Source organism: Sphingobacterium sp. UBA865 (assembly GCF_002295765.1).
Classification (GTDB): domain Bacteria; phylum Bacteroidota; class Bacteroidia; order Sphingobacteriales; family Sphingobacteriaceae; genus Sphingobacterium; species Sphingobacterium multivorum.
This window is the reverse complement of record NZ_DBGB01000016.1, coordinates 48,837-69,637: the sequence shown is the minus strand read 5'-3', so window position 1 is coordinate 69,637 and position 20,801 is coordinate 48,837. Positions and strand designations below refer to the sequence as shown.

19 protein-coding genes are annotated in these 20,801 nt (G+C 41.4%); 12 read left to right on the top strand and 7 right to left on the bottom strand.

Features of this window, described 5'->3' with window-relative positions; genetic code table 11:
* Positions 1-199 precede the first annotated feature (199 nt).
* The 8 genes from B2O97_RS09130 to B2O97_RS09095 all read left to right on the top strand — a co-directional run bounded on the left by B2O97_RS09130 (position 200) and on the right by B2O97_RS09095 (position 9,646).
* Positions 200-1,168, top strand: coding sequence for a formylglycine-generating enzyme family protein (locus B2O97_RS09130; protein WP_070561140.1), 969 nt, complete (start codon positions 200-202; stop codon positions 1,166-1,168).
* A 26-nt stretch (positions 1,169-1,194) separates the two neighbouring features.
* Positions 1,195-2,508 (top strand): Gfo/Idh/MocA family oxidoreductase, encoded by a 1,314-nt coding sequence (locus tag B2O97_RS09125; protein ID WP_046672915.1) that lies wholly within the window; start codon positions 1,195-1,197, stop codon positions 2,506-2,508.
* Positions 2,509-2,520: 12 nt separating this feature from the next.
* The gene (locus tag B2O97_RS09120) at positions 2,521-3,543 is read left to right on the top strand and encodes an FAD:protein FMN transferase (protein WP_286767289.1); all 1,023 of its coding nucleotides are present in this window, start codon (positions 2,521-2,523) and stop codon (positions 3,541-3,543) included.
* Between the two features lie 15 nt (positions 3,544-3,558).
* A complete protein-coding gene (locus tag B2O97_RS09115) occupies positions 3,559-4,482 on the top strand; it encodes a hydroxypyruvate isomerase family protein (protein ID WP_070561137.1) in 924 nt (307 codons plus the stop codon).
* Positions 4,483-4,577: 95 nt separating this feature from the next.
* Complete coding sequence (locus B2O97_RS09110) at positions 4,578-5,816, top strand: nucleoside permease (RefSeq protein ID WP_070561211.1); 1,239 nt, start codon at positions 4,578-4,580, stop codon at positions 5,814-5,816.
* Positions 5,817-5,858: 42 nt separating this feature from the next.
* Complete coding sequence (locus B2O97_RS09105; protein ID WP_070561136.1) at positions 5,859-7,544, top strand: GMC oxidoreductase; 1,686 nt, start codon at positions 5,859-5,861, stop codon at positions 7,542-7,544.
* A gap of 19 nt (positions 7,545-7,563) precedes the next feature.
* Positions 7,564-8,997, top strand: a complete 1,434-nt coding sequence (locus tag B2O97_RS09100) for a Gfo/Idh/MocA family protein (RefSeq protein ID WP_070561135.1) — start codon at positions 7,564-7,566, stop codon at positions 8,995-8,997.
* Between the two features lie 19 nt (positions 8,998-9,016).
* A complete protein-coding gene (locus tag B2O97_RS09095; RefSeq protein ID WP_070561134.1) occupies positions 9,017-9,646 on the top strand; it encodes a gluconate 2-dehydrogenase subunit 3 family protein in 630 nt (209 codons plus the stop codon).
* 82 nt (positions 9,647-9,728) lie between these two features.
* Here the strand turns inward: B2O97_RS09095 and B2O97_RS09090 are convergent, their stop codons facing one another.
* The gene (locus tag B2O97_RS09090) at positions 9,729-10,454 is read right to left on the bottom strand and encodes an acyl-[acyl-carrier-protein] thioesterase (RefSeq protein ID WP_070561133.1); all 726 of its coding nucleotides are present in this window, start codon (positions 10,452-10,454) and stop codon (positions 9,729-9,731) included.
* 324 nt (positions 10,455-10,778) lie between these two features.
* Between B2O97_RS09090 and B2O97_RS09085 the strand changes: the two genes are divergently transcribed.
* Positions 10,779-11,045, top strand: coding sequence for a hypothetical protein (locus B2O97_RS09085; RefSeq protein WP_172462508.1), 267 nt, complete (start codon positions 10,779-10,781; stop codon positions 11,043-11,045).
* A 123-nt stretch (positions 11,046-11,168) separates the two neighbouring features.
* Here the strand turns inward: B2O97_RS09085 and B2O97_RS09080 are convergent, their stop codons facing one another.
* The 6 genes from B2O97_RS09080 to panB form a co-directional block, all read right to left on the bottom strand.
* Positions 11,169-12,470: a TolC family protein gene (locus B2O97_RS09080; protein ID WP_070561132.1), complete on the bottom strand. Its 1,302-nt coding sequence runs from the start codon at positions 12,468-12,470 to the stop codon at positions 11,169-11,171.
* Positions 12,471-12,477: 7 nt separating this feature from the next.
* Positions 12,478-15,561 (bottom strand): efflux RND transporter permease subunit, encoded by a 3,084-nt coding sequence (locus tag B2O97_RS09075; protein ID WP_070561131.1) that lies wholly within the window; start codon positions 15,559-15,561, stop codon positions 12,478-12,480.
* Between the two features lie 6 nt (positions 15,562-15,567).
* Positions 15,568-16,629 (bottom strand): efflux RND transporter periplasmic adaptor subunit, encoded by a 1,062-nt coding sequence (locus B2O97_RS09070; protein ID WP_070561130.1) that lies wholly within the window; start codon positions 16,627-16,629, stop codon positions 15,568-15,570.
* 184 nt (positions 16,630-16,813) lie between these two features.
* On the bottom strand, positions 16,814-16,966 hold the full coding sequence (locus tag B2O97_RS09065; RefSeq protein WP_070561129.1) for a 30S ribosomal protein THX: 153 nt from the start codon (positions 16,964-16,966) through the stop codon (positions 16,814-16,816).
* Positions 16,967-17,049: 83 nt separating this feature from the next.
* Positions 17,050-17,652 (bottom strand): hypothetical protein, encoded by a 603-nt coding sequence (locus B2O97_RS09060; protein WP_070561128.1) that lies wholly within the window; start codon positions 17,650-17,652, stop codon positions 17,050-17,052.
* Between the two features lie 6 nt (positions 17,653-17,658).
* Positions 17,659-18,474 (bottom strand): 3-methyl-2-oxobutanoate hydroxymethyltransferase, encoded by an 816-nt coding sequence (gene panB, locus B2O97_RS09055; protein ID WP_070561127.1) that lies wholly within the window; start codon positions 18,472-18,474, stop codon positions 17,659-17,661.
* Between the two features lie 83 nt (positions 18,475-18,557).
* Here panB and B2O97_RS09050 point away from each other — a divergent pair, with 83 nt between their 5' ends.
* Genes B2O97_RS09050 through pyrF form a run of 3 tightly spaced genes read left to right on the top strand, consistent with a single transcriptional unit; the run spans position 18,558 to position 20,770 of the window.
* On the top strand, positions 18,558-19,301 hold the full coding sequence (locus B2O97_RS09050) for an RluA family pseudouridine synthase (RefSeq protein ID WP_070561126.1): 744 nt from the start codon (positions 18,558-18,560) through the stop codon (positions 19,299-19,301).
* 15 nt (positions 19,302-19,316) lie between these two features.
* On the top strand, positions 19,317-19,910 hold the full coding sequence (locus B2O97_RS09045; protein ID WP_070561125.1) for a TlpA family protein disulfide reductase: 594 nt from the start codon (positions 19,317-19,319) through the stop codon (positions 19,908-19,910).
* Positions 19,911-19,933: 23 nt separating this feature from the next.
* Positions 19,934-20,770: an orotidine-5'-phosphate decarboxylase gene (gene pyrF, locus B2O97_RS09040; RefSeq protein WP_070561124.1), complete on the top strand. Its 837-nt coding sequence runs from the start codon at positions 19,934-19,936 to the stop codon at positions 20,768-20,770.
* The last annotated feature ends 31 nt before the right edge of the window (positions 20,771-20,801 follow it).

The window sequence follows — 20,801 nt, the reverse complement described above, 5'->3', positions numbered from 1 at the left end:
TTTTTGAGACAGCCTCTTTTTTATTGATCTTGATTTTCAGGCTAGTTAAGTTACCAGGGATACTTGCCAGCATCTGGCTAAATCGATATTACGAATGGACTATTATGTTAAGAATTAAACTGTAATAAAAAAGTTATAGTGTCAAAGTGTAAAGTATACACCTTATTTTATATTTTAGTCTTTAATTACAAACCTAAATATGTTAAAAAGAATCTTTATTCCTGTTTTGTTATTTGCCGGCGTGCACGCTATGGCTCAGAAAGCTTTCGAACCTTATGAGCAACCTATTGAAGGGACTAATCTGACGTTCAAAATGCTGGCAATCCCTGGCGGTAGTTTTAAAATGGGAACTACAAGCGGTGGGAAAGAGGATGAAAAACCTGCACACGAGGTGAAGTTGGATCCATTTTGGATGGGCCAGTATGAAGTAACCTGGGATCTGTTTGAGCCATTTCTGTATAAAGATTATGAGATCGCAAAGAGTAAGGACGGTAAAGTATCGAAAGAGATTGATGCCGTTACGCGACCGACCAAACCTTATTTGGATATGACTTTTGGTTTTGGAAAGGAAGGGCACCCGGCCCTAGCGATGACCCATTACAATGCTATTCAATTCTGTAAGTGGCTGTATGTCCGTACCGGTGTATTTTACCGTTTACCAACAGAGGCCGAGTGGGAATATGCAGCTCGGGCAGGTTCAAAGACGACTTATTTTTTCGGTGATCAAGCAACGCCATTAGCAGATTATGCCTGGTTTAAAGATAATGCTGAACAGAAAACACATATTGTAGGACAGAAGAAACCGAATCCTTGGGGCCTTTATGATATTTATGGCAATGTTGCCGAATGGACTTATGATCAATATAAGGCCGATAGTTACAATGAAGGTAAAGGCAAGGTATTGACTAATCCTGTAGTCGTTCCGACAACCCTGTATCCACATGTTGTACGTGGTGGTGCTTTTGACAGTGGTGCCGAGGACATGCGCTCTGCAGCGCGTGGTGCCTCAGATCCCGTATGGAAACAGTTGGATCCACAAATTCCAAAAAGTAACTGGTGGTTTCCAGAAGCCCCATTCGTGGGCATGAGACTAGTCAGACCCCTCAACCCACCTAGTCACGAAGAGATTATGGCTTATTACGACAAACAGCCAATCAAAGACTTTTAATATAAAATAATCAATATAAAACTGTTATGGAAAATCTAGAAAGAAGAGATTTTATTAAAACTTCTGCTGTAGTTGCTGGAGGCGCTGTGCTGAGCTCAATGCCTTTATCAGGTGCATATGCCGCTGGTTCGGATGTTATCAAAGTTGCCTTAGTGGGCTGTGGGGGCCGCGGAACTGGAGCTACATTTGATGCGCTAAGTTCGGGCATGAACATTAAAGTGGTGGCTCTTGCAGATGCTTTTAAAGATAATTTAGAGAGTACTTATAAAACGCTGAAGGAAAAATGGCAAGATAAGATCGATGTAAGTGACAATCACAAATTTGTGGGGTTCGATGCATATAAAGATGCAATTCAATTGGCCGATGTTGTTATTTTAGCGACTCCTCCAGGATTTAGACCAATGCATTTTGAGGAAGCGATCCGTCAAGGTAAACATGTTTTCATGGAGAAACCGGTCGCTGTTGATATCCCTGGTGTACAGCAGGTCTTACGTGTGGCTGCAGAAGCTAAACGTAAAAAATTGAATGTTGTAGTCGGTTTACAACGCCGTTATCAAACGAATTACCGTGAGGCGATCAAACGTATCCACGAGGGTGCAATCGGTGATGTTACTTCGGGACAAGTTTATTGGAACTCAGGTGGCGTATGGGTGCGTCCGCGTAAGCCAGAGCAAACTGAAATGGAGTACCAAATGCGTAACTGGTATTATTTCAACTGGTTGTGTGGCGATCATATCGTAGAGCAGCACGTACACAATATTGATATCGCCAATTGGGTGAAAGGTGCTTACCCGGTATCGATCCAAGGTACAGGTAGCAGGGCACACCGCACCGGCAAAGAGTATGGTGAAATCTATGATAATTTTGCATTAGAATTGACCTATGCCGACAACAGCGTTGTTTATAGTCAATGTAGACACTTCGAAGGTATACATAACCGTGTAGACGAGCAATTCCAGGCAACAAAAGGACGTGCTTATCTTTCTGCAGGTGGACAGGCTGTATTGTACGACTGGAAGGGAAAGGAAATCTATCGCCATGATGCGAAGGGTAATCCAAACCCGTATCAGCAAGAACATAAAGAACTATTTACGGCAATTTCGAAAGGCGAATATAAATTTGATAATGCAGAATATGGTGCTTACAGTACGTTAACAGGTATTATCGGACGTATCGCTTGTTATACCGGTAAGGTAATCAAGTGGGATGAAGCCTTGAAATCGACCATCAAATTGGGACCAGATGTACTTGCTTGGGATGCTAAACCAAAATTACTTCCGGATGCAGAAGGTTTTTACCCAGTAGCGATGCCTGGTCAAAACACCAACTTATATATTTAAGCAATTGGGCCGATGGGATTAAAGTGGAATTTGTGCCTTCTATTTTTTGCTACGATTTGTTGCATTGATGCACAGGCGCAGATACCGGCAACGAAACCCCATAAAATTCGGCTGGAGGGACCCGCGCAGGGTACCCAATTCCATATCACTTACTTCGCTTCCGACAGTCTTGTTAGGCGGTCGGAAGTTGACAGTATCTTAACGGCAATCGATTTGTCGATGTCAATTTACCGCAAAGACTCGAGGATATCCAAGTTCAATACAGATACGGTAATGTCTGTTGTGATGGATAGCCACATGGCTAAGGTGATAAATGCTTCCTTTAAATACCACAAATTATCGAAAGGTCAATTCGATATCACTATTGCCCCGTTGGTCAACCTATGGGGCTTTGGTGCTAATAAGAGCCCGGTGGCCCCGGATTCGACGACGGTACGAAAAGCGAAGGAACTGGTGGGAATGCATTACCTGAAGGTCAGCGGCAACCGGCTGATTAAAAAGAAACAGGGGATTAAAATCGATGTTAATGGTATTGCACAGGGGTATACGGTAGACGTCTTGGCCGACTATCTCGAACGTAAGGGAATTGCCAATTATATGGTCGAGGTAGGTGGTGAAATCAGGGCTTTGGGAACTCCGCCAGGTGGGCAGGGCTTTTCCATTGGTATTGTTCAGCCCGATGGTGAAAGTGGGGAGGAATTGATGACTGCTGTTGCGCAGCTCAATGAAGGGGCGCTGACAACAGCCGGCAGTTTCGAAAAGTTTATTCAATACAAAGGGAAAAAATTGGGTCATCATATTGACCCTGTTTCGGGTTTCCCATACATGACCCATATATTGAGTGTCAGCGTCTATGCGAAGACTGCTATGGAAGCGGATGCACTGGATAATTATTTTATGGGCATGGAACCCGAACAAATTAAGACAAAGGCCAAAAAATTGAAAGGTGTGGCGGTTTTTGTCATTTTTAAAAATAAAAATCAGTCCATAGAAACGATTTATTCGGATGGATTTGGTAAATTATTTAAAAATTAATCAATTATAAATAAAATGAAGAGATCGGATTTTATTAAAGGTAGTCTTTTGGCCGCGGGGGCAGGACTAGCTGGACAGACTTTTGCGTCTACAACTCAAAATACAGCAAATACGATGGATAAAGGAAAGACATTCAATTTAAATTATGCTCCCCATCAGGGAATGTTCAAAAATCATGCAGGTGATAATTTCCTGGATGAAATTCGGTATATGTATGATTTGGGATTCCGTGGAATAGAAGATAATGGCTATTTGGGTAGAACATTGGACGAGCAGCAGAAGATCGGTGATTTATTAGCGAAGTTAGGCATGACCATGGGTGTATTTGTTGTGGATGGCGGACAAAACTGGATGCCTTCTTTAGCGACAGGAAAACAGGAGTATTTGGACAAGTTTGTCGAAACATGCAAGAAGTCTGTCGAAGCTGCCAAGCGTTGTAACGCAAAATGGCTGACTGTGGTACCGGGCTTTTATGAAAGAAAACTGCCTTGGGGTAATCAGTTCAGCAATATCCTTACTGCGATGCGTAAAGGTGCGGAGATCTTTGAACCACATGGTTTGGTGATGGTGTTGGAAACCTTAAGTGATACACCAGATTTGTTTTTGCAGCAAACGCATGAGACCTATGCTTTATGTAAGGCCGTGAATAGTCCATCCTGTAAAATTTTGTATGATATTTATCATATGCAGCGTACCGAAGGAGATTTAATTGCAAATATGAATCGTTGTTGGGATGAAATTGCGTATATTCAAATCGGCGATAATCCAGGTCGTAAAGAACCGACTACGGGCGAGATCAATTATAAAAACGTATTCAAACACATTCATAGTAAAGGATATAAGGGTATCATGGGGATGGAGCATGGTATTTCCAAGCCTGGTAAAGAGGGTGAGGATCGCTTGGTGGCGGCATATCGCGAGGTCGATAGCTTTTTGTAATATTTTAATAGTGTACTATTGACAATTAGATTTAATTTCTTAAATTGAGCAGGTAAAACCAATTAGTAGTATTGTAAAACACCATTTTTTTTATGATTTCATCAACAATAAAATTTAAACTATCCTTTATGATGTTCCTCGAATTTTTTATTTGGGGGGGATGGTTTGTCACATTAGGTACTTTCTTGAGCAAGAATTTGAATGCAACAGAATTTGAAAAGGCCAATGTATTTTCAACACAATCATTGGGAGCGATTATCGCGCCTTTTATTGTCGGAATGATTGCAGACCGTTATTTTAATGCGGAGCGTATTTTGGGTGTTTTACACTTGGTCGGTGCAGTATTAATGTATCAGATGTATAGTGCAACAGACATGTCGACATTTTATCCGTATGTTTTGGCTTATATGATACTTTACATGCCAACATTGGCTTTGACTAGTTCAGTTTCTTTTCGGCAATTGACCAATCCGGAAAAACAATTTTCAGGAATACGTATCTGGGGGACAATTGGTTGGATTGTTGCTGGTTTAGTTATTAGCTATTTTTGGGATGCAAAAGCATCTGAAGGAGCATTAAAAAATACCTTCCTATTATCGGGTGTTGCTTCTTTAGTATTGGGTATATTTTCTTTTGCATTACCTAAAACTCCACCGGTTAAACTGGACGAAAACGAAAAACCGTCCTTTGCATCAATCATTGGTCTGGATGCGATCAAATTGTTGAAAGACAAAAACTTCTTGATCTTTTTCATTTCTTCGGTATTGATCTGTATTCCATTGGCATTTTATTATTCAAATGCAAACCCTTTTCTTTCTGAGATAGGGCTGGAAAATGCTACTGGTAAAATGACAATTGGTCAGGGATCTGAGGTATTGTTCTTGTTGGCACTCCCAATTTTCTTTACAAGATTTGGCTTTAAGAAAACAATTTTGGTCGGTATGTTGGCTTGGGTAATCCGTTACCTGTTATTTGCTTATGGCAATGCAGGTGAATTGTCGTTCATGTTGTTGATCGGTATTGCATTGCACGGTATCTGTTATGACTTTTTCTTTGTTTCGGGACAAATTTATACGGACAGCAAAGCAGGTGTTAAATACAAATCTGCAGCACAGGGCTTGATCACGCTGGCAACATATGGTGTTGGACAGTTGATCGGTTTCTGGGTAGCGGGTTACGTCGGAGACAAATACAAAGCAATGAAAGCAACAGACCTAGCAGGATTCTGGAATCATACCTGGGTTGTACCTGCAATTATCGCAGCTGTTGTATTTTTTATCTTTTTAGCTTTATTTAAGGACGAAAAGATCGACAGTACAAATGCTGCACACTAAACAGAAAAAATAACTATTTAAAAACAAATAATTAGAAGAGAGATGGCAACAAATACTTATGACGCAATTGTAATCGGTTCGGGGATAAGTGGTGGATGGGCTGCGAAAGAATTGACAGAGAAAGGGCTGAAAACAATTATGCTGGAGCGTGGTCGTAACATTGAACACATTAAGGATTACACTGCGCCAAATAAAAATCCATGGGAATGGCCTCATGCTGGCGGTCGTACACAAAAAATGATCGAAGAATATCCGGTTTTGCGTAGAGATTATCCGTTGAATGAGAAGAACCTGGATTTTTGGGTAAATGAAAAGGAGAGTCCATATACAGAGGTAAAACGTTTTGACTGGTACCGTGGGTATCATGTTGGTGGACGTTCTTTAATGTGGGGGAGACAATCTTATCGTTTGGGCGATTTGGATTTTGAAGCTAACTTAAAAGATGGCCACGGTGTGGATTGGCCGATTCGTTATAAGGATATTGCCCCTTGGTATAGTTATGCTGAAAAATTTGCGGGTATCTCCGGAAATAGAGATGGTGTACCATCTTTGCCAGATGGAGATTACATGCCAGCAATGGCGATGAACATTGTTGAAAAAGACCTGGCTGAGCGTTTGAAAAAGCAATATGGTGGTCAACGTCATTTCATCATGGGTAGAACAGCCAACATTACTGTTCCGCATCATGATCGTGTAAATTGTCAATATCAAAATCAATGTTGGTTGGGTTGTAATTTTGGTGCTTATTTCAGTACGCAATCGGCAACTCTTCCTGCAGCACGTAAAACAAACAATCTAACTTTACGTCCTTTTTCTATCGTAACAAAGATTATCTACGATAAAAACACGAAAAAGGCAAAAGGTGTTGAAATTGTTGATGCTGAAACAAACCAAACGTATGAGTTTTTCGCTAAAGTAATTTTTGTTTGTGCATCTGCATTGAACTCGACTTGGGTGTTAATGAACTCAGCTACAGATGTTTGGGAAGGCGGTCTGGGTAGCAGCAGCGGTGAATTGGGCCACAATTTGATGGATCACCATTTCCGTTGTGGTGCCGGAGGTAAAATAGATGGATATTTGGATAGCTATGTATATGGTCGTAGACCAACAGGCTTGTATGTGCCACGTTTTGTAAATGTAGAAGGTGATACCAAAAAACGTGACTATGTACGTGGATTTGGTTACCAGGGTGCTGCAGGTCGTGGACGTTGGTCTGGTGCTGTTGCCGAGATGGAAGTTGGTGGTGCATGGAAAGATGCGATCTGTGAGCCAGGTGACTGGACTGTTGGTTTTACTGCTTTCGGAGAAACCTTGCCATATCACGAAAATAAAATTACACTTGACAAGAGCAAAAAAGATAAATGGGGCTTACCTGTATTATCATTTGACGCTGAGATCAAGGATAATGAATTGAAGATGCGTGGCGACATGCAAAATGAAATGAAGGAAATGTTGGAAAGCATTGGCGTAAAAGATACCTATACGTACGATAACGTATATGGTTTGGGCCAAGGTATCCACGAAATGGGAACTGCCCGCATGGGACGTGATCCAAAAACTTCGGTATTAAATGGTAACAACCAAGTTTGGGATGCATTGAATGTTTTCGTAACGGACGGTGCTTGTATGACTTCTGCAGGTTGTGTCAACCCTTCATTGACGTATATGGCACTTACTGCTCGTGCGGTTGATTTCGCAGTGAGCGAATTGAAAAAAGGTAACATCTAATAGCTAAAGATTGATAACAATGGAAAATAACTCAAATAAGACGAGTAGAAGAGGTTTTATAAAGAGCGCGGCAACAGCTGCTGCGGCTTTTATGATCGTCCCTCGCCATGTATTGGGCGGAAATGGCTTTACAGCTCCAAGTGACAAATTACAAGTAGCAGGTATTGGTGTAGGGGGTAAAGGTTTTAGTGACATCAATGCATTCCATGATTCAGGAAAAGCAGATCTTGCTTTCTTGTGTGATGTGGACGACCGTCGTGCAGCTGGTGCGTTGAAACGTTACCCGAAAGCAAAGTATTACAAAGACTACCGTGAGATGTTGGATAAGGAGCACAAACGTATAGAAGCCGTTTCTGTATCAACTCCAGATCATCAACATGCGATTCAGGCACTTGCAGCTATGCAATTGGGTAAACACGTGTACGTTCAAAAACCGTTGACTCACGATGTATGGGAAGCGAGAGCATTGACGCATGCAGCTAAAAAATATAAAGTGGTTACCCAGATGGGAAATCAAGGTGCATCGAATGATGGACCACGTTTTGTACGTGAGTGGTATGAAGCAGGTCTGATCGGTGATGTACATACGGTATATTGTTGGACAGATCGTCCGGTATGGCCTTCAGGTATTGCATGGCCTACAGGCAAGGCCGAAGTTCCAAAAGAATTGGATTGGGACCTTTGGTTAGGTACAGCGCCTTATAAAGAGTATGTGGATAAATTGGTGCCTTTCAACTGGCGCGGCTGGTGGGATTATGGTACTGGCGCATTGGGCGATATGGGCTGTCACTTGTTGGAAGTTCCTTTCAGTACCTTGGGATTGACATATGTACAGGATGTACAGGCAACTGTAGGATCGGTGTATGTGGATGAATTCAAACGTGGATATTTCCCTGAAAGCTGTCCTCCGTCGAGCCATGCGACATTAACATTCCCTAAAACACCACGTACCAATGGTCCGGTGACTTTACATTGGATGGATGGTGGTATTCAGCCTGCTCGCCCGGATGAATTAGGTCCAAACGAAATTTTTGGTGATGGTGGTAACGGTATCTTACTTGTAGGTACAAAAGGTAAAATCCTTGCGGATACCTACGGCCAGAATGCACGCTTGTTGCCGACTTCAAGAAAAGAGCAGGTGGCACAGAAATATGCCCGTGTACCAGGACAAGAAGGTGGACACTACGCACAATGGGTTGAAGCTTGTCAGGCTGGATACGGCAAGAAAGAAGTAAGTTCACCTTTTGAAATAGCAGGTCCGTTGACAGAAGCTTTATTAATGGCTAACCTGGCAATCAGAGGTGCTGATTTACGTATTGATGGTAAATACCCTGGACGTAACCTGAAATTGTTGTGGGATAACGATAACATGCGTGTCACCAACTTTGACAACGTCAATCAATATGTAAAACGTAATTACAGACAAGGGTGGGAAATGAAATATAATTTCTAAAATTAAGATATTTAGTAGTATGAATAGAAGAGAAGCATTACAACGAGTTGCCTTAATTTTAGGAGGTACCGTTATCGGCGCTAATTTATTTTTGGAAGGTTGTACACGCTCAGCAACCAAAGATGTGCAAGCATTATTTGAAGCGAAGACAACTGATTTATTAGGTGACTTGGCTGAAGCAATCTTACCAGCTACCGCAACTCCGGGTGCGAAAGAAGCAGGGGTAGGAAGTTTTATCCCAGTCATGGTTCGCGATTGTTATACGGAGAAGCAACAAAAGGCATTTTTAACTGGTTTTGCGAGCTTAGATGATAAGGCAAAAGAGGTGAAAGGAAAACCATTCCTGGAGCTTTCTGCGGAAGACAGAACGGCTGTTGCAGCTGCTTTGGATAAAGAAGCAAACGAGTTTAATAAAAAGCAAGCTGAAGATCAAAAGGATATTCTGGAGAAGAATAAAGAAAAACAAAATCAATTGTATAATTATGTTGAGAACGATCCACCACATTGGTTTACGATGTTCAAGCAATTGACATTGACCGGTTTCTTTAACTCGGAGCTGGGTTGTACAAAAGCATTACGTTTTGTGAAGATTCCGGGAAAATTTGATGGTAACCTTCCTTACAAAAAAGGCGATAAGGCATTTGCATAAACGATGCGCTATGTAAGATAAAAAGGGAGGCCCGTAGCCTCCCTTTTTTTATTGTTTCGCGTTCTTATCTTGTTTTCCCTTTTTATTTTGTTTCTATGGCTAGCGCAAAATGAATGCGCTGCTGTTTGGTCACTGTCATAAAGTAACCCTGATCTGTCGCATCACCATTAATCTCTACGGTATCATTATAGCGTAATTCGCGCAGGTAATTCATCTCTAATGATTTGATTTGATTGGTCAATACAAGCTCAATGGGCAACCTGTCCATACACCAGTCCAGGTATTTTACATTGTTGGCGTGATTGACAATATCCAGGTCCGAGAGCTTAACACAATATTCATCAAGATTTTTGACTGTCTGGGAAATATCCAATTTTGAAAATGGCCGTTGTGTTGCGGGACGATCCGGATAGGTGGTAAAATTTTCGGTGGAAATCGCGAGTGTTTCAGAGCTCCGCTTCACGGTATTGATGACAGCCCAATAACTGGTTGCCGTAACATAGATCTGTCCATTGACGGTAATTTCGAAATTCCGTGTTGAGCGTGCGCCCTCTAATTCCTGTATCCAAGTTTTAACCTTGACGATGTCCATCCATTTGGGCAATCGTGCAATCTCTATACGTATGCGGCTAAGTACCCAAGTTTGGTTATGTTTGGCCATTTCTTTAAAACCGAATCCCACAGCATTGGCGTGTTCTCCCGCGGTAAGCTGCAGAATATTGGATAAATCGGAGAAACGAATACGGCCATTAGAATAGCATTGCGTGAAATAAATTTCCCACTCTTTTTCAAAAACAGATTTTTCCATTTACATATTTTTTTGATCAAAAATAGGTAATATGAATGATTTGGGCTATAAATTCAAAATGAAATGACACTATATTTAGATATCTCGTTATAAATGCCTGTTGGACCTGCCGGTGACCCTCAAAGGGGAGTAGTGTGTCCAAAGTACAATCGTTTTTTTATTGTAAAATAAATGATAGTTTTCAAGGATTTAATTGATTTTTATCATGGGAATCGGTAGATTTAAATAAGCCAATGGCAGAAAGAGATAAAATAAGATTGGCTTTAAAGCGTTATAAGAGTAGCATAGCGCAAAACAATAATTTACACATTAAATGCTAGTATTATGGTTGGAGAACTAATAGCTAAAGAGGAAATTCCTCAATTTAAATTTATCCCGGCGAGTGAAGATAAGACAGCGACTTTTATGGATAAATTGAAAGGGGCACTTCGGTTGGGAAATGAGTTTAAATCCAAAACTGAAATCGCCTTTGAGACTGATTCCGGACCAAAGCGTATCGAGACCACCGTATGGTCGTTAACCGATAGATATATTCAGATTAAAAGTGGCGTGTTAATACCACTGAAATCTATTATAGCAATAGACTATTAAATAGACAAACGAAAGGCTCCTCATTTAGTTAAGGAGCCTTTCGCTTTTTAAGAATAGATGCTGCTGAAAAGCGCTTCAAAATCCTGTCCCTTCATGAAGAGGACCTCATGCTGAAAGAAATTTCTAGTATGTTTCGCCTGTCAATTCTTTTAGCCTTATTTCGGATACCTTTGCATCATATTGTGCTGTATAGCTCCGAGTCATTACATTGATGTAGTTTAACTGCGCTGTTCTTACTTCCAAAGTTGTGATGGTACCGATACGGAATTTATCCATGGTGATGTTTAAATTTTCTTTTGCCAGCTCCTCGTTTTTCCGTTCTACATGAGCCAGTTCCATATTGGTGATGTAGGTTTGGAACAGCGTTCTGACCTGTGCCTGAATATCTTGTTTTTGTTGTTGTATCTGCAGCTCAGAACCTTTAATCTGAAATTTAGCGATCCGTTCGTTTCTATTTTGAAGAAATCCATTGAAAATATTAAGGGAAGCCGATATACCGTAGGTAAGACCTCTATTTTTATTTTCTGTCGAGAAACCGAGGGAGGAGTGGGATTCGTTCCAGTTGTAACCACTGTTTAATCCAATTTTGGGATAACGTTCGGCCTTAACTGCTTTTAAGTTGAGTTCGGCCACCCGATTGTTGATGATGGCGAGCTGGATTTGTGGATTTTGGCGATCGGCAATTTCGATCAGATTACCAAGTTTAAGATCCGTATCAAGTTTCATTTCATCTTCAACCTGAAAATCTAGGCTCAAGTCGCGTGTCATCAGCTGATTGAGGTAAGTCTTGGTATTTTTGAAGCTTTCCTGCTGTCTGAGTAAGTTTGTCTGATCGGTATTTAAATCGACTTTCGCATTCAGGAGATCCAGCTTGGAGCCTTTTCCGATCTCCAGGCGATTTTCGGCCAGCGTGACGCGGTATCTCGATAAGGTAATGGTGGTATCCAGTGCGTTTATCAGGCGCTTTTGCTGCACCAGATTGTAATAGGTTGCCATGACTTCGCTGAGCTGGGTGATCACTTGATATTTGATCTCCGCTTCCCCTTGGCGTTGTATTTCTTTGAAGCGATCGCGACGGGCAAACATACCCAATCCATCGAATATCGTCCAGTTTAGGTTGACTCCATAAGACATGTTGTCGTTTTTTGCATTGGAGATCTGCTGTATTTGACCATCTGCTCTGACCTGTCTGGAGTTCTGGATGGAGTTGCTTCTGTTGAACGTTCCAGTTACTGCTGGAAGCATACCGGCGCTTCCTAAACTGGTATTCTCCATATCAATGTTATTGTCATTTTTAGCCAGGAGAATATTGAAGTTATTGCTCAACGTGGTTTTCAGTGCATCTTCCAAAGTCAGTACTTCTTGCGCCCGAGCTTGAAACATGATGGAGTAAAGTAATACTAATAGGATGAAATTTCTCTTCATGTCTTTATTATTCGTAGCTTTTAATGTTATCAAATTCAGGTCTATGCTTTTTTTGTCTTGACCACATGTAATAGATCGCCGGGATAATGAATAAGGTTAGGATAAGGGAGAATATTGTACCGCCAACGATCACAACCCCCATACCAATTCTGCTGGTCGAAGCAGCTCCAAGTGACATGGCGATCGGTAATGCACCCAAGGCGATGGCTAAACTTGTCATTAGGATCGGTCTGAGGCGTGATTCGGCAGAGTGCATAATTGCCTCAAATTTTTCCATCCCTTCTTCACGCATTTGGTTGGCAAACTCAACAATCAGGATACCATTTTTGGTCACGAGACCGATAAGCATAATTGTTCCAATTTGACTGAATATATTCCAGGTTTGATCAAATAGCCATAGACTTATTAGTGCACCGGCAACGGCCATAGGCACCGTAAGGATAATGATAAATGGGTCGAGGAAGCTCTCAAATTGGGCTGCCAAGATTAGATATATAAGCAATAAAGCAAGACCAAAAGCAAATAAGGTATTGGAGCTACTTTCAACGAAGTCACGTGATTCACCACTAAGGTCAGTGGTGAAGCTCTGGTCGAGTACCTTTTCTTTTATGCGATCCATTGCTGCAATTCCGTCGCTCATGCTCATGCCTGGCGCCAAGCCAGCTGAAACTGTAGCCGACATGTACCGGTTATTGTGGTAGAGTTGTGGTGGGCTGCTTTCTTCCCTGACGCTTACGACGTTATCTAACTGGATAAGCTGACCGATGTTATTACGTACATAAATTGAAGCAAGGTCTGTCGGCGTAGCTCTACGGTCGTTTTCAACTTGGCCAATGACCTGATATTGTTTGCCATCACGCATAAAATAGGCGAAACGTTGACCGCTTAACAACAATTGGAGGGACTGTGAAACGTCAAGTACGGAAACACCCAGACTAAGTGCTTTCAGACGATCAATTTCGACATGCAGTTCGGGCTTGTTGAACTTCAGGTTGATATCCGTTGTCGAGAATGCTGGATCGCTGTTGACCTCATTCATAAATTCGGGAATCTTTTCCTGAAGTTTTTCAAAATTTTGTGCTTGGATAATGTACTGAACAGGTAATCCACCTCTTCGATTCATGGATATCGTTGGCGTTTGAGAAACATTTACGCGTACGGCATCGTATTGTTTTGTCCATTTAGTGAGCTCCTTGGCAATATCGTCCTGTGATTTTTTGCGCTCACCAGGATCAACCAAAGTCATCCGTATACGTCCGGAGTTGACTGAGCTCGCGCCGAAACCCGGAGAGGTAATGTTTAAACTGATTTTGTTTTCAGGAATGGAGTCGTAGACCAATTTGTCCAATTCCTGCATGTAGCGATCCATGTATTCATAGGTGGCACCTTCAGGACCTGTTACATTGACGGAGATGTTACTTCTGTCATCATAAGGCGCTGTTTCCTTTTTAATGGAGGAGAAAAGGATACCAATAATGATAAAACATAGGATCAGAATTGGAAAGCTTATCCATTTGAATTTCATAAATTTTTCCAGAGCCTTGGCATAACCTTTATTCATTTTGACAAACATGGGTTCTGTCCAATCGTAAAACTTCGTCTTTTTGTGGCCACCACCTTTGATCAGATAAGCGTTGAGCATCGGTGTAAGGGTGAGGGAAACAAATGCCGAAACCAATACGGCCGAGGCGATGACGACACCAAATTCCCGGAACAGCCTTCCCACAAAGCCCTGAAGAAATATAACCGGTAAAAATACCGCTGCAAGTGTAATTGAAATGGAAATAACAGCGAAGAATATTTCCTTAGACCCTTTTAGCGCGGCTTCAATTGGAGACATTCCTTCTTCAACTTTCTTGAAGATATTTTCGGTAACAACGATCCCGTCGTCGACGACAAGCCCCGTCGCGAGTACAATAGCGAGTAGCGTCAGTACATTGATGGAAAAACCAAAAATATACATAATAAAGAATGTCGCAATCAAGGATACCGGAATATCCAATAACGGACGTAACGCTATGCCCCAGTCTCGAAAGAAAAAATAAATAATTAGAGTGACCAGTATGATCGAAATCAGGAGTGTCTCGGCGACTTCTTCAACTGATTTTTTGATGAATGTCGTATTATCAGAAGCGATGTTGAGTATAATATCCTGCGGCAGATCTTCTTTGATCTGATCGAGCATTTTATAAAAATTGTTGGCAATATCAAGGTAATTTGTCCCCGGTTGCGGAATAATGGCAATACCGACCAGCTGTTTACCATTACTCACCATTTTTGTTTCGAGATTCTCAGCGTCTATTTCGGCCCGACCAATATCGGTAAACTTGACGATACGGCTGCTGTCGGCTTTTAGAATGATGTTGTTGAATTGATCGGGGGTAGACAGATTGCCTATAGTTTTTACGGTGAGCTCGGTTGTGTTTCCGACAATTTTTCCCGAAGGTAATTCAACATTCTGATTATTTAATGCTGTACGAATATCTGAAGCCGTGATACCATAGGCAGCCATACGGTCGGGATTGAGCCATAGCCGCATGGCGTAACGTTTTTGGCCATAGATCTGTGTGCTGCTGACGCCGGGGATGGTTTGTAACCTTTCAGAAATCACATTTTCGGCGTAGTCGCTCAGCGACAGTTTGTCGCGTGTCTCACTTTGCAATGTCAACGTAATAATGGGATCGGAATCCGCATCGGCTTTGGATACCACCGGTGGAGCATCAATATCCTGTGGTAGGCTTCGGACGGCTTGGGATACTTTATCCCGGACATCATTTGCGGCTTCCTCCAGGTTCTTTTTTAAATCAAACTCGATGGTAATATTGCTGGATCCCTGGTTACTCGAAGAAGAGATGTTACGAATACCATCGATCGAGTTTATGGCCTTCTCTAGTGGCTCGGTAATCTGAGATTCAATGATATCAGGATTGGCACCGGCATAATTTGTTCTGACAGAAACAATGGCGGGGTCAATGGAGGGGTATTCGCGTACGCCCAGAAAACTAAAACCAATATAGCCAAACAAGATGATGGTAATATTGACGACAATAGTTAAAACAGGGCGTTTAATAAAAACTGCAGATAAATTCATGTACAACTAGTTAGCTAATGATACCTTAACTTTTGCTCCATCTTTTAAAGACAGAACGCCCGTGGTTAAAACGGTGTCGCCGGCACTGATGCCAGATAGAATAACGATGTCCTTGTCGGTACGTGCACCTGTTTCAACCTTCACTTCCTTGGCGAGGCCGTGCTGTAGTACAAAGACCTTCTTTCCGTCCTGTACGGGAACAATAGCTTCTGTAGGAATGGATATCGCATCGTTTTCCACTTCGATCGGCACAATAACGTTAACAAAGGATCCGACTTTCAATTTGCCCTGATCGTTCGTCGCTCTGGCGCGGACAGTGAGTGTTCTGGTGTTAAGTGATACTTGTGGTTCAATAGCGTAAATGTTTGCTGTAATGATCGTTGGGTCGTTGGCTACACTGAACTCAATGGGCATATTTATTTTAACTATATTGCTGTATTTTTCGGGCACTGCAAAAGTAACTTTGACAAGATTGTCCTTCACTAAATTTGTAATCAGGGTACTGGATGAGACAATGGCACCTACGGAAATGTTCCGAAGTCCAATCATGCCACTAAAAGGGGCGCGGATGGTTGTTTTGGATATTTGTGCCTGAATCAACTGGATCTGTGCTAAGGAGGTTTTTAAGGCTGCACTGGCAATATCAAACTCTTCCTGACTGATTGCTCCTTTTTGCAACAGCAGTTTGGCCCGACGTTCATTTTCGGCATTCAGCTGATTTGTTGTTTGCGCTTGTCTTAATTGTGCCTGCAGCTCAATATCATCGATCTTGATCAAGGGCTCGCCCTGTTTGATGCGCTGTCCTTCAGAGAAATAGATTTTGGTGATTCGACCACTTACTTCACTTCTGATTTCAACCTGCTCTTCTGCGTCAATGCTTCCCGAGAGATTAATGGATCTATCGGCGACGGAAGATTTGGCAATGATAGCCTGTGCGGGGACGGGCATATCTTTTTTTCCATTGGGCTTATCAGCTTCTTTTTTATCTTTTTTAGCAGTTATCAGAAAGTATCCACCTCCAAACACAGCACAGGCCAAAAGGAGGTAAATGATCGATTTTTTATTCATACGATATAGTCTCTTATGTACTTTTTACATTTAACAGGTAAATATAGGTTTATTATTATGCCGATATCAGTTGTCAAAAGGATTTTACAATACCACGAAAACTTTGCAAATGGACAGCGAAATGGACGAGCGCGAATGGTTGGAAATAAAAAAAGCTAGAAATAACTTTCTAGCTTCCTGTTTACTATTTCTTTGATTTTGCTTTTGGTTGGACTTCTTTTGGAGCCTCTTGTTTTACTTCCGCCTTGATTGCAGTTTTCGATACATGTGGTCTTCTTTTTCCAAAAGAACCATTCGATATTTTTCCTCTTCTGGTCTTGATGTCACCTTTTCCCATAGTGTGAAATATTTTGGTTTTAACAAATTTTATTAATTACCTAAATATACCACATTCTTTTTAGATATTCAATTTGTTCATTTTTAAATGATTGGAAAAATACGTTTTTGAACAGTTATGGTGAAATTTTGGTTAATGGTGTCGAAAAATAAATTATTGACCGGCTTGTTTTCGGCGACCAAATAGGGGATCTCTACTATTTTGTTCTTTAACTTGAGACGGTAGTAGCCGTATAATAAACCTTTGGTCGTTTGAATTGATTCGATTTTCTGAACGGCTTCTATGTCCTTAAACATGTTAAAAGCATAATTTTCTCCTTTGAGCTGTTCAATAAAAACTTCATTGGTTTTGGCATTGTACCAGATTTGCTGGCTTTTGAGCTTGCTAAAGTGGTTGTTGAACAGAAAAAGATAACCTAGCAGGAAAAAGGCTATCGGAAGCAGGAACAGGACAATTTTTATCTTCATGAACAGCAAGACGGTGATCAAAATGAGGACAACCCCCATCATGGCGTTGGAAACGCTCTTCTTTAGATTTGCCTGGATGACCGGAGATGAAGCTTCAATCAACTGAAAACCTGATTTTAAATTTCTGGACATATCCTCGGTAAACCCAAATAGATTGAATTTTTTGCGTATCACCAGATAAGCAATAAGAATAATAAGTCCAATGATCAAAAACCGCATATTTTTCTAATATTGTTCGTCTTCGTTCGGATACTGTACCGCTTTTACTTCGGCCACATAATGAGCTACTGCAGTTGTGATCTGTTCGTGCAAATTAGCGAAATGACGCATAAATTTTGGTTTGAAATCAGCATTCATACCCAGCATATCGTTAACCACAAGGACTTGTCCATCGCAATCCGGTCCAGCTCCAATACCAACTGTTGGAATCACCAATTTTTCGGTAACTGTTTTAGCTAATTTTGCAGGTATCTTTTCCAAAACAATGGCAAAACAGCCCGCCTCCTGTAAAGCGAGGGCATCGTCTATTAATTTAGCGGCTTCTTGTTCTTCTTTCGCCCGCACACCAAAATTTCCAAATTTATTGATGGATTGGGGAGTCAAGCCCAGGTGTCCACATACAGGGATGCCTCCGGCAATGATTTTTTTGATGTTTTCGATGATTTCAAGACCTCCTTCTAGTTTCAATGCGTGCGCACCTGATTCTTTCATCATACGTACGGCGGCATTGTAAGCCTCATTGGCGGAGCCCTGATAAGATCCAAATGGCAAATCTGCCAACACCATGGCACGTTCGGTACCTCTAGCAACGGCAGCGGCATGGTAGATCATATTATCTAGGGTGATAGGCAAGGTAGTTTCGTAGCCAGCGAATACGTTAGCAGCAGAATCTCCAATTAAAATAACGTCAACACCGGCTTGATCGACCATTTTGGCCATGGAGTAATCATAGCTTGTAAGCATAGAAATCTTTTCCTGACGTTCTTTCATGGCTTGCAGCATTGCTGTGCTTACTCGTTTCATTTCTTTGTTTACAGACATCTTAACTTATATTGTGTGTTCAAAAGTAAGCTTTTTATCATACATTGACCAATATTCTGCCTTGTGTTTTGTATTTTTGCAGAATGATACAAAATGAGACTCGTCTATTTAAATTCCCCAAATTTTCAGAATTAATCATCCATGAGGATGAAAATTTGATCGTTATCAATAAACCGCCGTTTGTCGCTTCGTTAGATGAACGTGAGGGAGGGGAGGTCAATATTCTTCGTTTGGCGAAGAAATATCATCCTGATGCACAGGTGTGCCACCGCCTGGATAAAGAGACCTCGGGTATTTTACTAATTGCAAAAAATCCAGAAACATACCGTACAATCTCCATTGCATTTGAAAAAAGAAAAGTGAATAAGATTTATCATGCGGTCATAGGAGGTACACATACTTTTCAGGACTTGCTTGTCGATTTACCCATCTTGAACCAGGGCAATAAAAACGTATCTATTGACCGTGCAAACGGTAAACCGGCCGAGACCATCTTCAATTCGATCAAATACTATAAGAATTATACTTTGGTGGAATGTAAACCTATTACAGGACGTATGCACCAAATCCGTATTCACCTCGCCACACAACATGCCGCTATCGTGGGGGATAACATGTATCGCGGTAAACCTGTGTATTTGTCCCAAATTAAGAAAAGGGGATATACATTGTCGAAAGATGAAGAGGAGCAGCCTATTATGAAACGTTTTGCACTCCATTCAAAACAGGTTGAATTTGAGTTGAATGGAGTTAAGATGGCTTTTGAGGCACCTTATCCAAAGGATTTTGCGACCTTATTGAAGCTGTTGGATAAGTTCGATGCTTAATACCGGGATTGCCTAATGAGTCCAAAGACAAGAAACATCATCGGAAATGTTGTATTTGTACTGCTCATCGGTTTGTTGATCTGGCCAACAAGTAGAAGTTATTTTCAGCAATTTTTAATGAAATTGGGGTTTTTCAACCCTAAACTGGAGCTTGTTTCAACTACTAAAGAATCCGACAGGCGGGCTCCAGAGACTTCATTCAATCATGTCTCCTTTGTCAATTCGCGGGGAGAAACAATCAAGGTGGCGGATCTGAAGGGAAAAGTGGTCTTTATTAATTTTTGGGCAACCTGGTGTGCTCCCTGTCGTGCCGAAATGCCTTCGATCAATGTACTCTATGAGCGGTATAAAGATGACCCAAATATAGTGTTTTTAATTGTGGAGATTGAAGGCGACAGGGCTAAGGCAGAGGCTTTCATGAAAGAACAGCAGTTAATCCTACCAATTAGTTTTCCAAATAGCGATATTCCAAAAGAATGGCTCTCGGGACCGATTCCATCAACGGTGATATTGGACAAAGCGGGTAAGATCGCGACACGGCATGAAGGTATGGCGGATTATTCAAGTCCGGATGTAGGCAAATTTATGCAAGATTTAATCAATAAATAATTTTTAAGATCTCTAAATATAGTATGACAAGAGCAGAACTTATTCATCAAATAAAAGCGAAACGCTCATTTCTATGTGTCGGACTCGATACAGACCTCACCAAAATCCCGGAGCATCTTTTAGATGATGAGGATCCGATCTATAGCTTCAATAAGGCCATCATAGATGCAACAGCTGATTTATGTGTTGCCTATAAGCCTAATATTGCGTTTTATGAATGTTATGGTATTAAAGGCTGGCAGTCGCTTCAAAGAACCTGGGCAGCGTTGCCAAAGGATTGTTTCAGTATTGCTGACGCAAAAAGGGGCGATATCGGTAATACGTCGGGACGTTATGCGATGGCATTTTTTGATGAAAAGACGTCTGGACTTGGATTTGATAGTATTACTATCGCACCTTATATGGGGAAGGACTCGGTGACACCATTTTTGGATTTTAACGATAAATGGGCAATCGTACTTGCGTTGACATCGAATGAAGGTAGCCTGGACTTTCAAAATTTTGAAAACAAAGAAGGATTGCAATTGTTCGAACAGGTGATCGATAAAGTCAATACTTGGGGTACACCTGATAATTTGATGTATGTGGTCGGAGCAACACGTGGGGAGGGCTTTATTAAAATTAGAGAACATGCACCAGATCATTTTTTATTGGTTCCAGGAGTGGGGGCTCAAGGCGGCTCGCTTGAAGATGTTTGTAAATTTGGTATGAACAAAGATTGCGGGCTTTTAGTAAACAGCACAAGGGGAATTATCTATGCCTCAAACGGACGTGATTTCGCTGAAAGGGCACGGGAGGAAGCGCTGATTCTACAGAAAGAAATGGAAGTAGAACTGTTAAAAGCAGGCATTATTTCCTGATTTGACATTTAATAATTCATTCGTAATACTT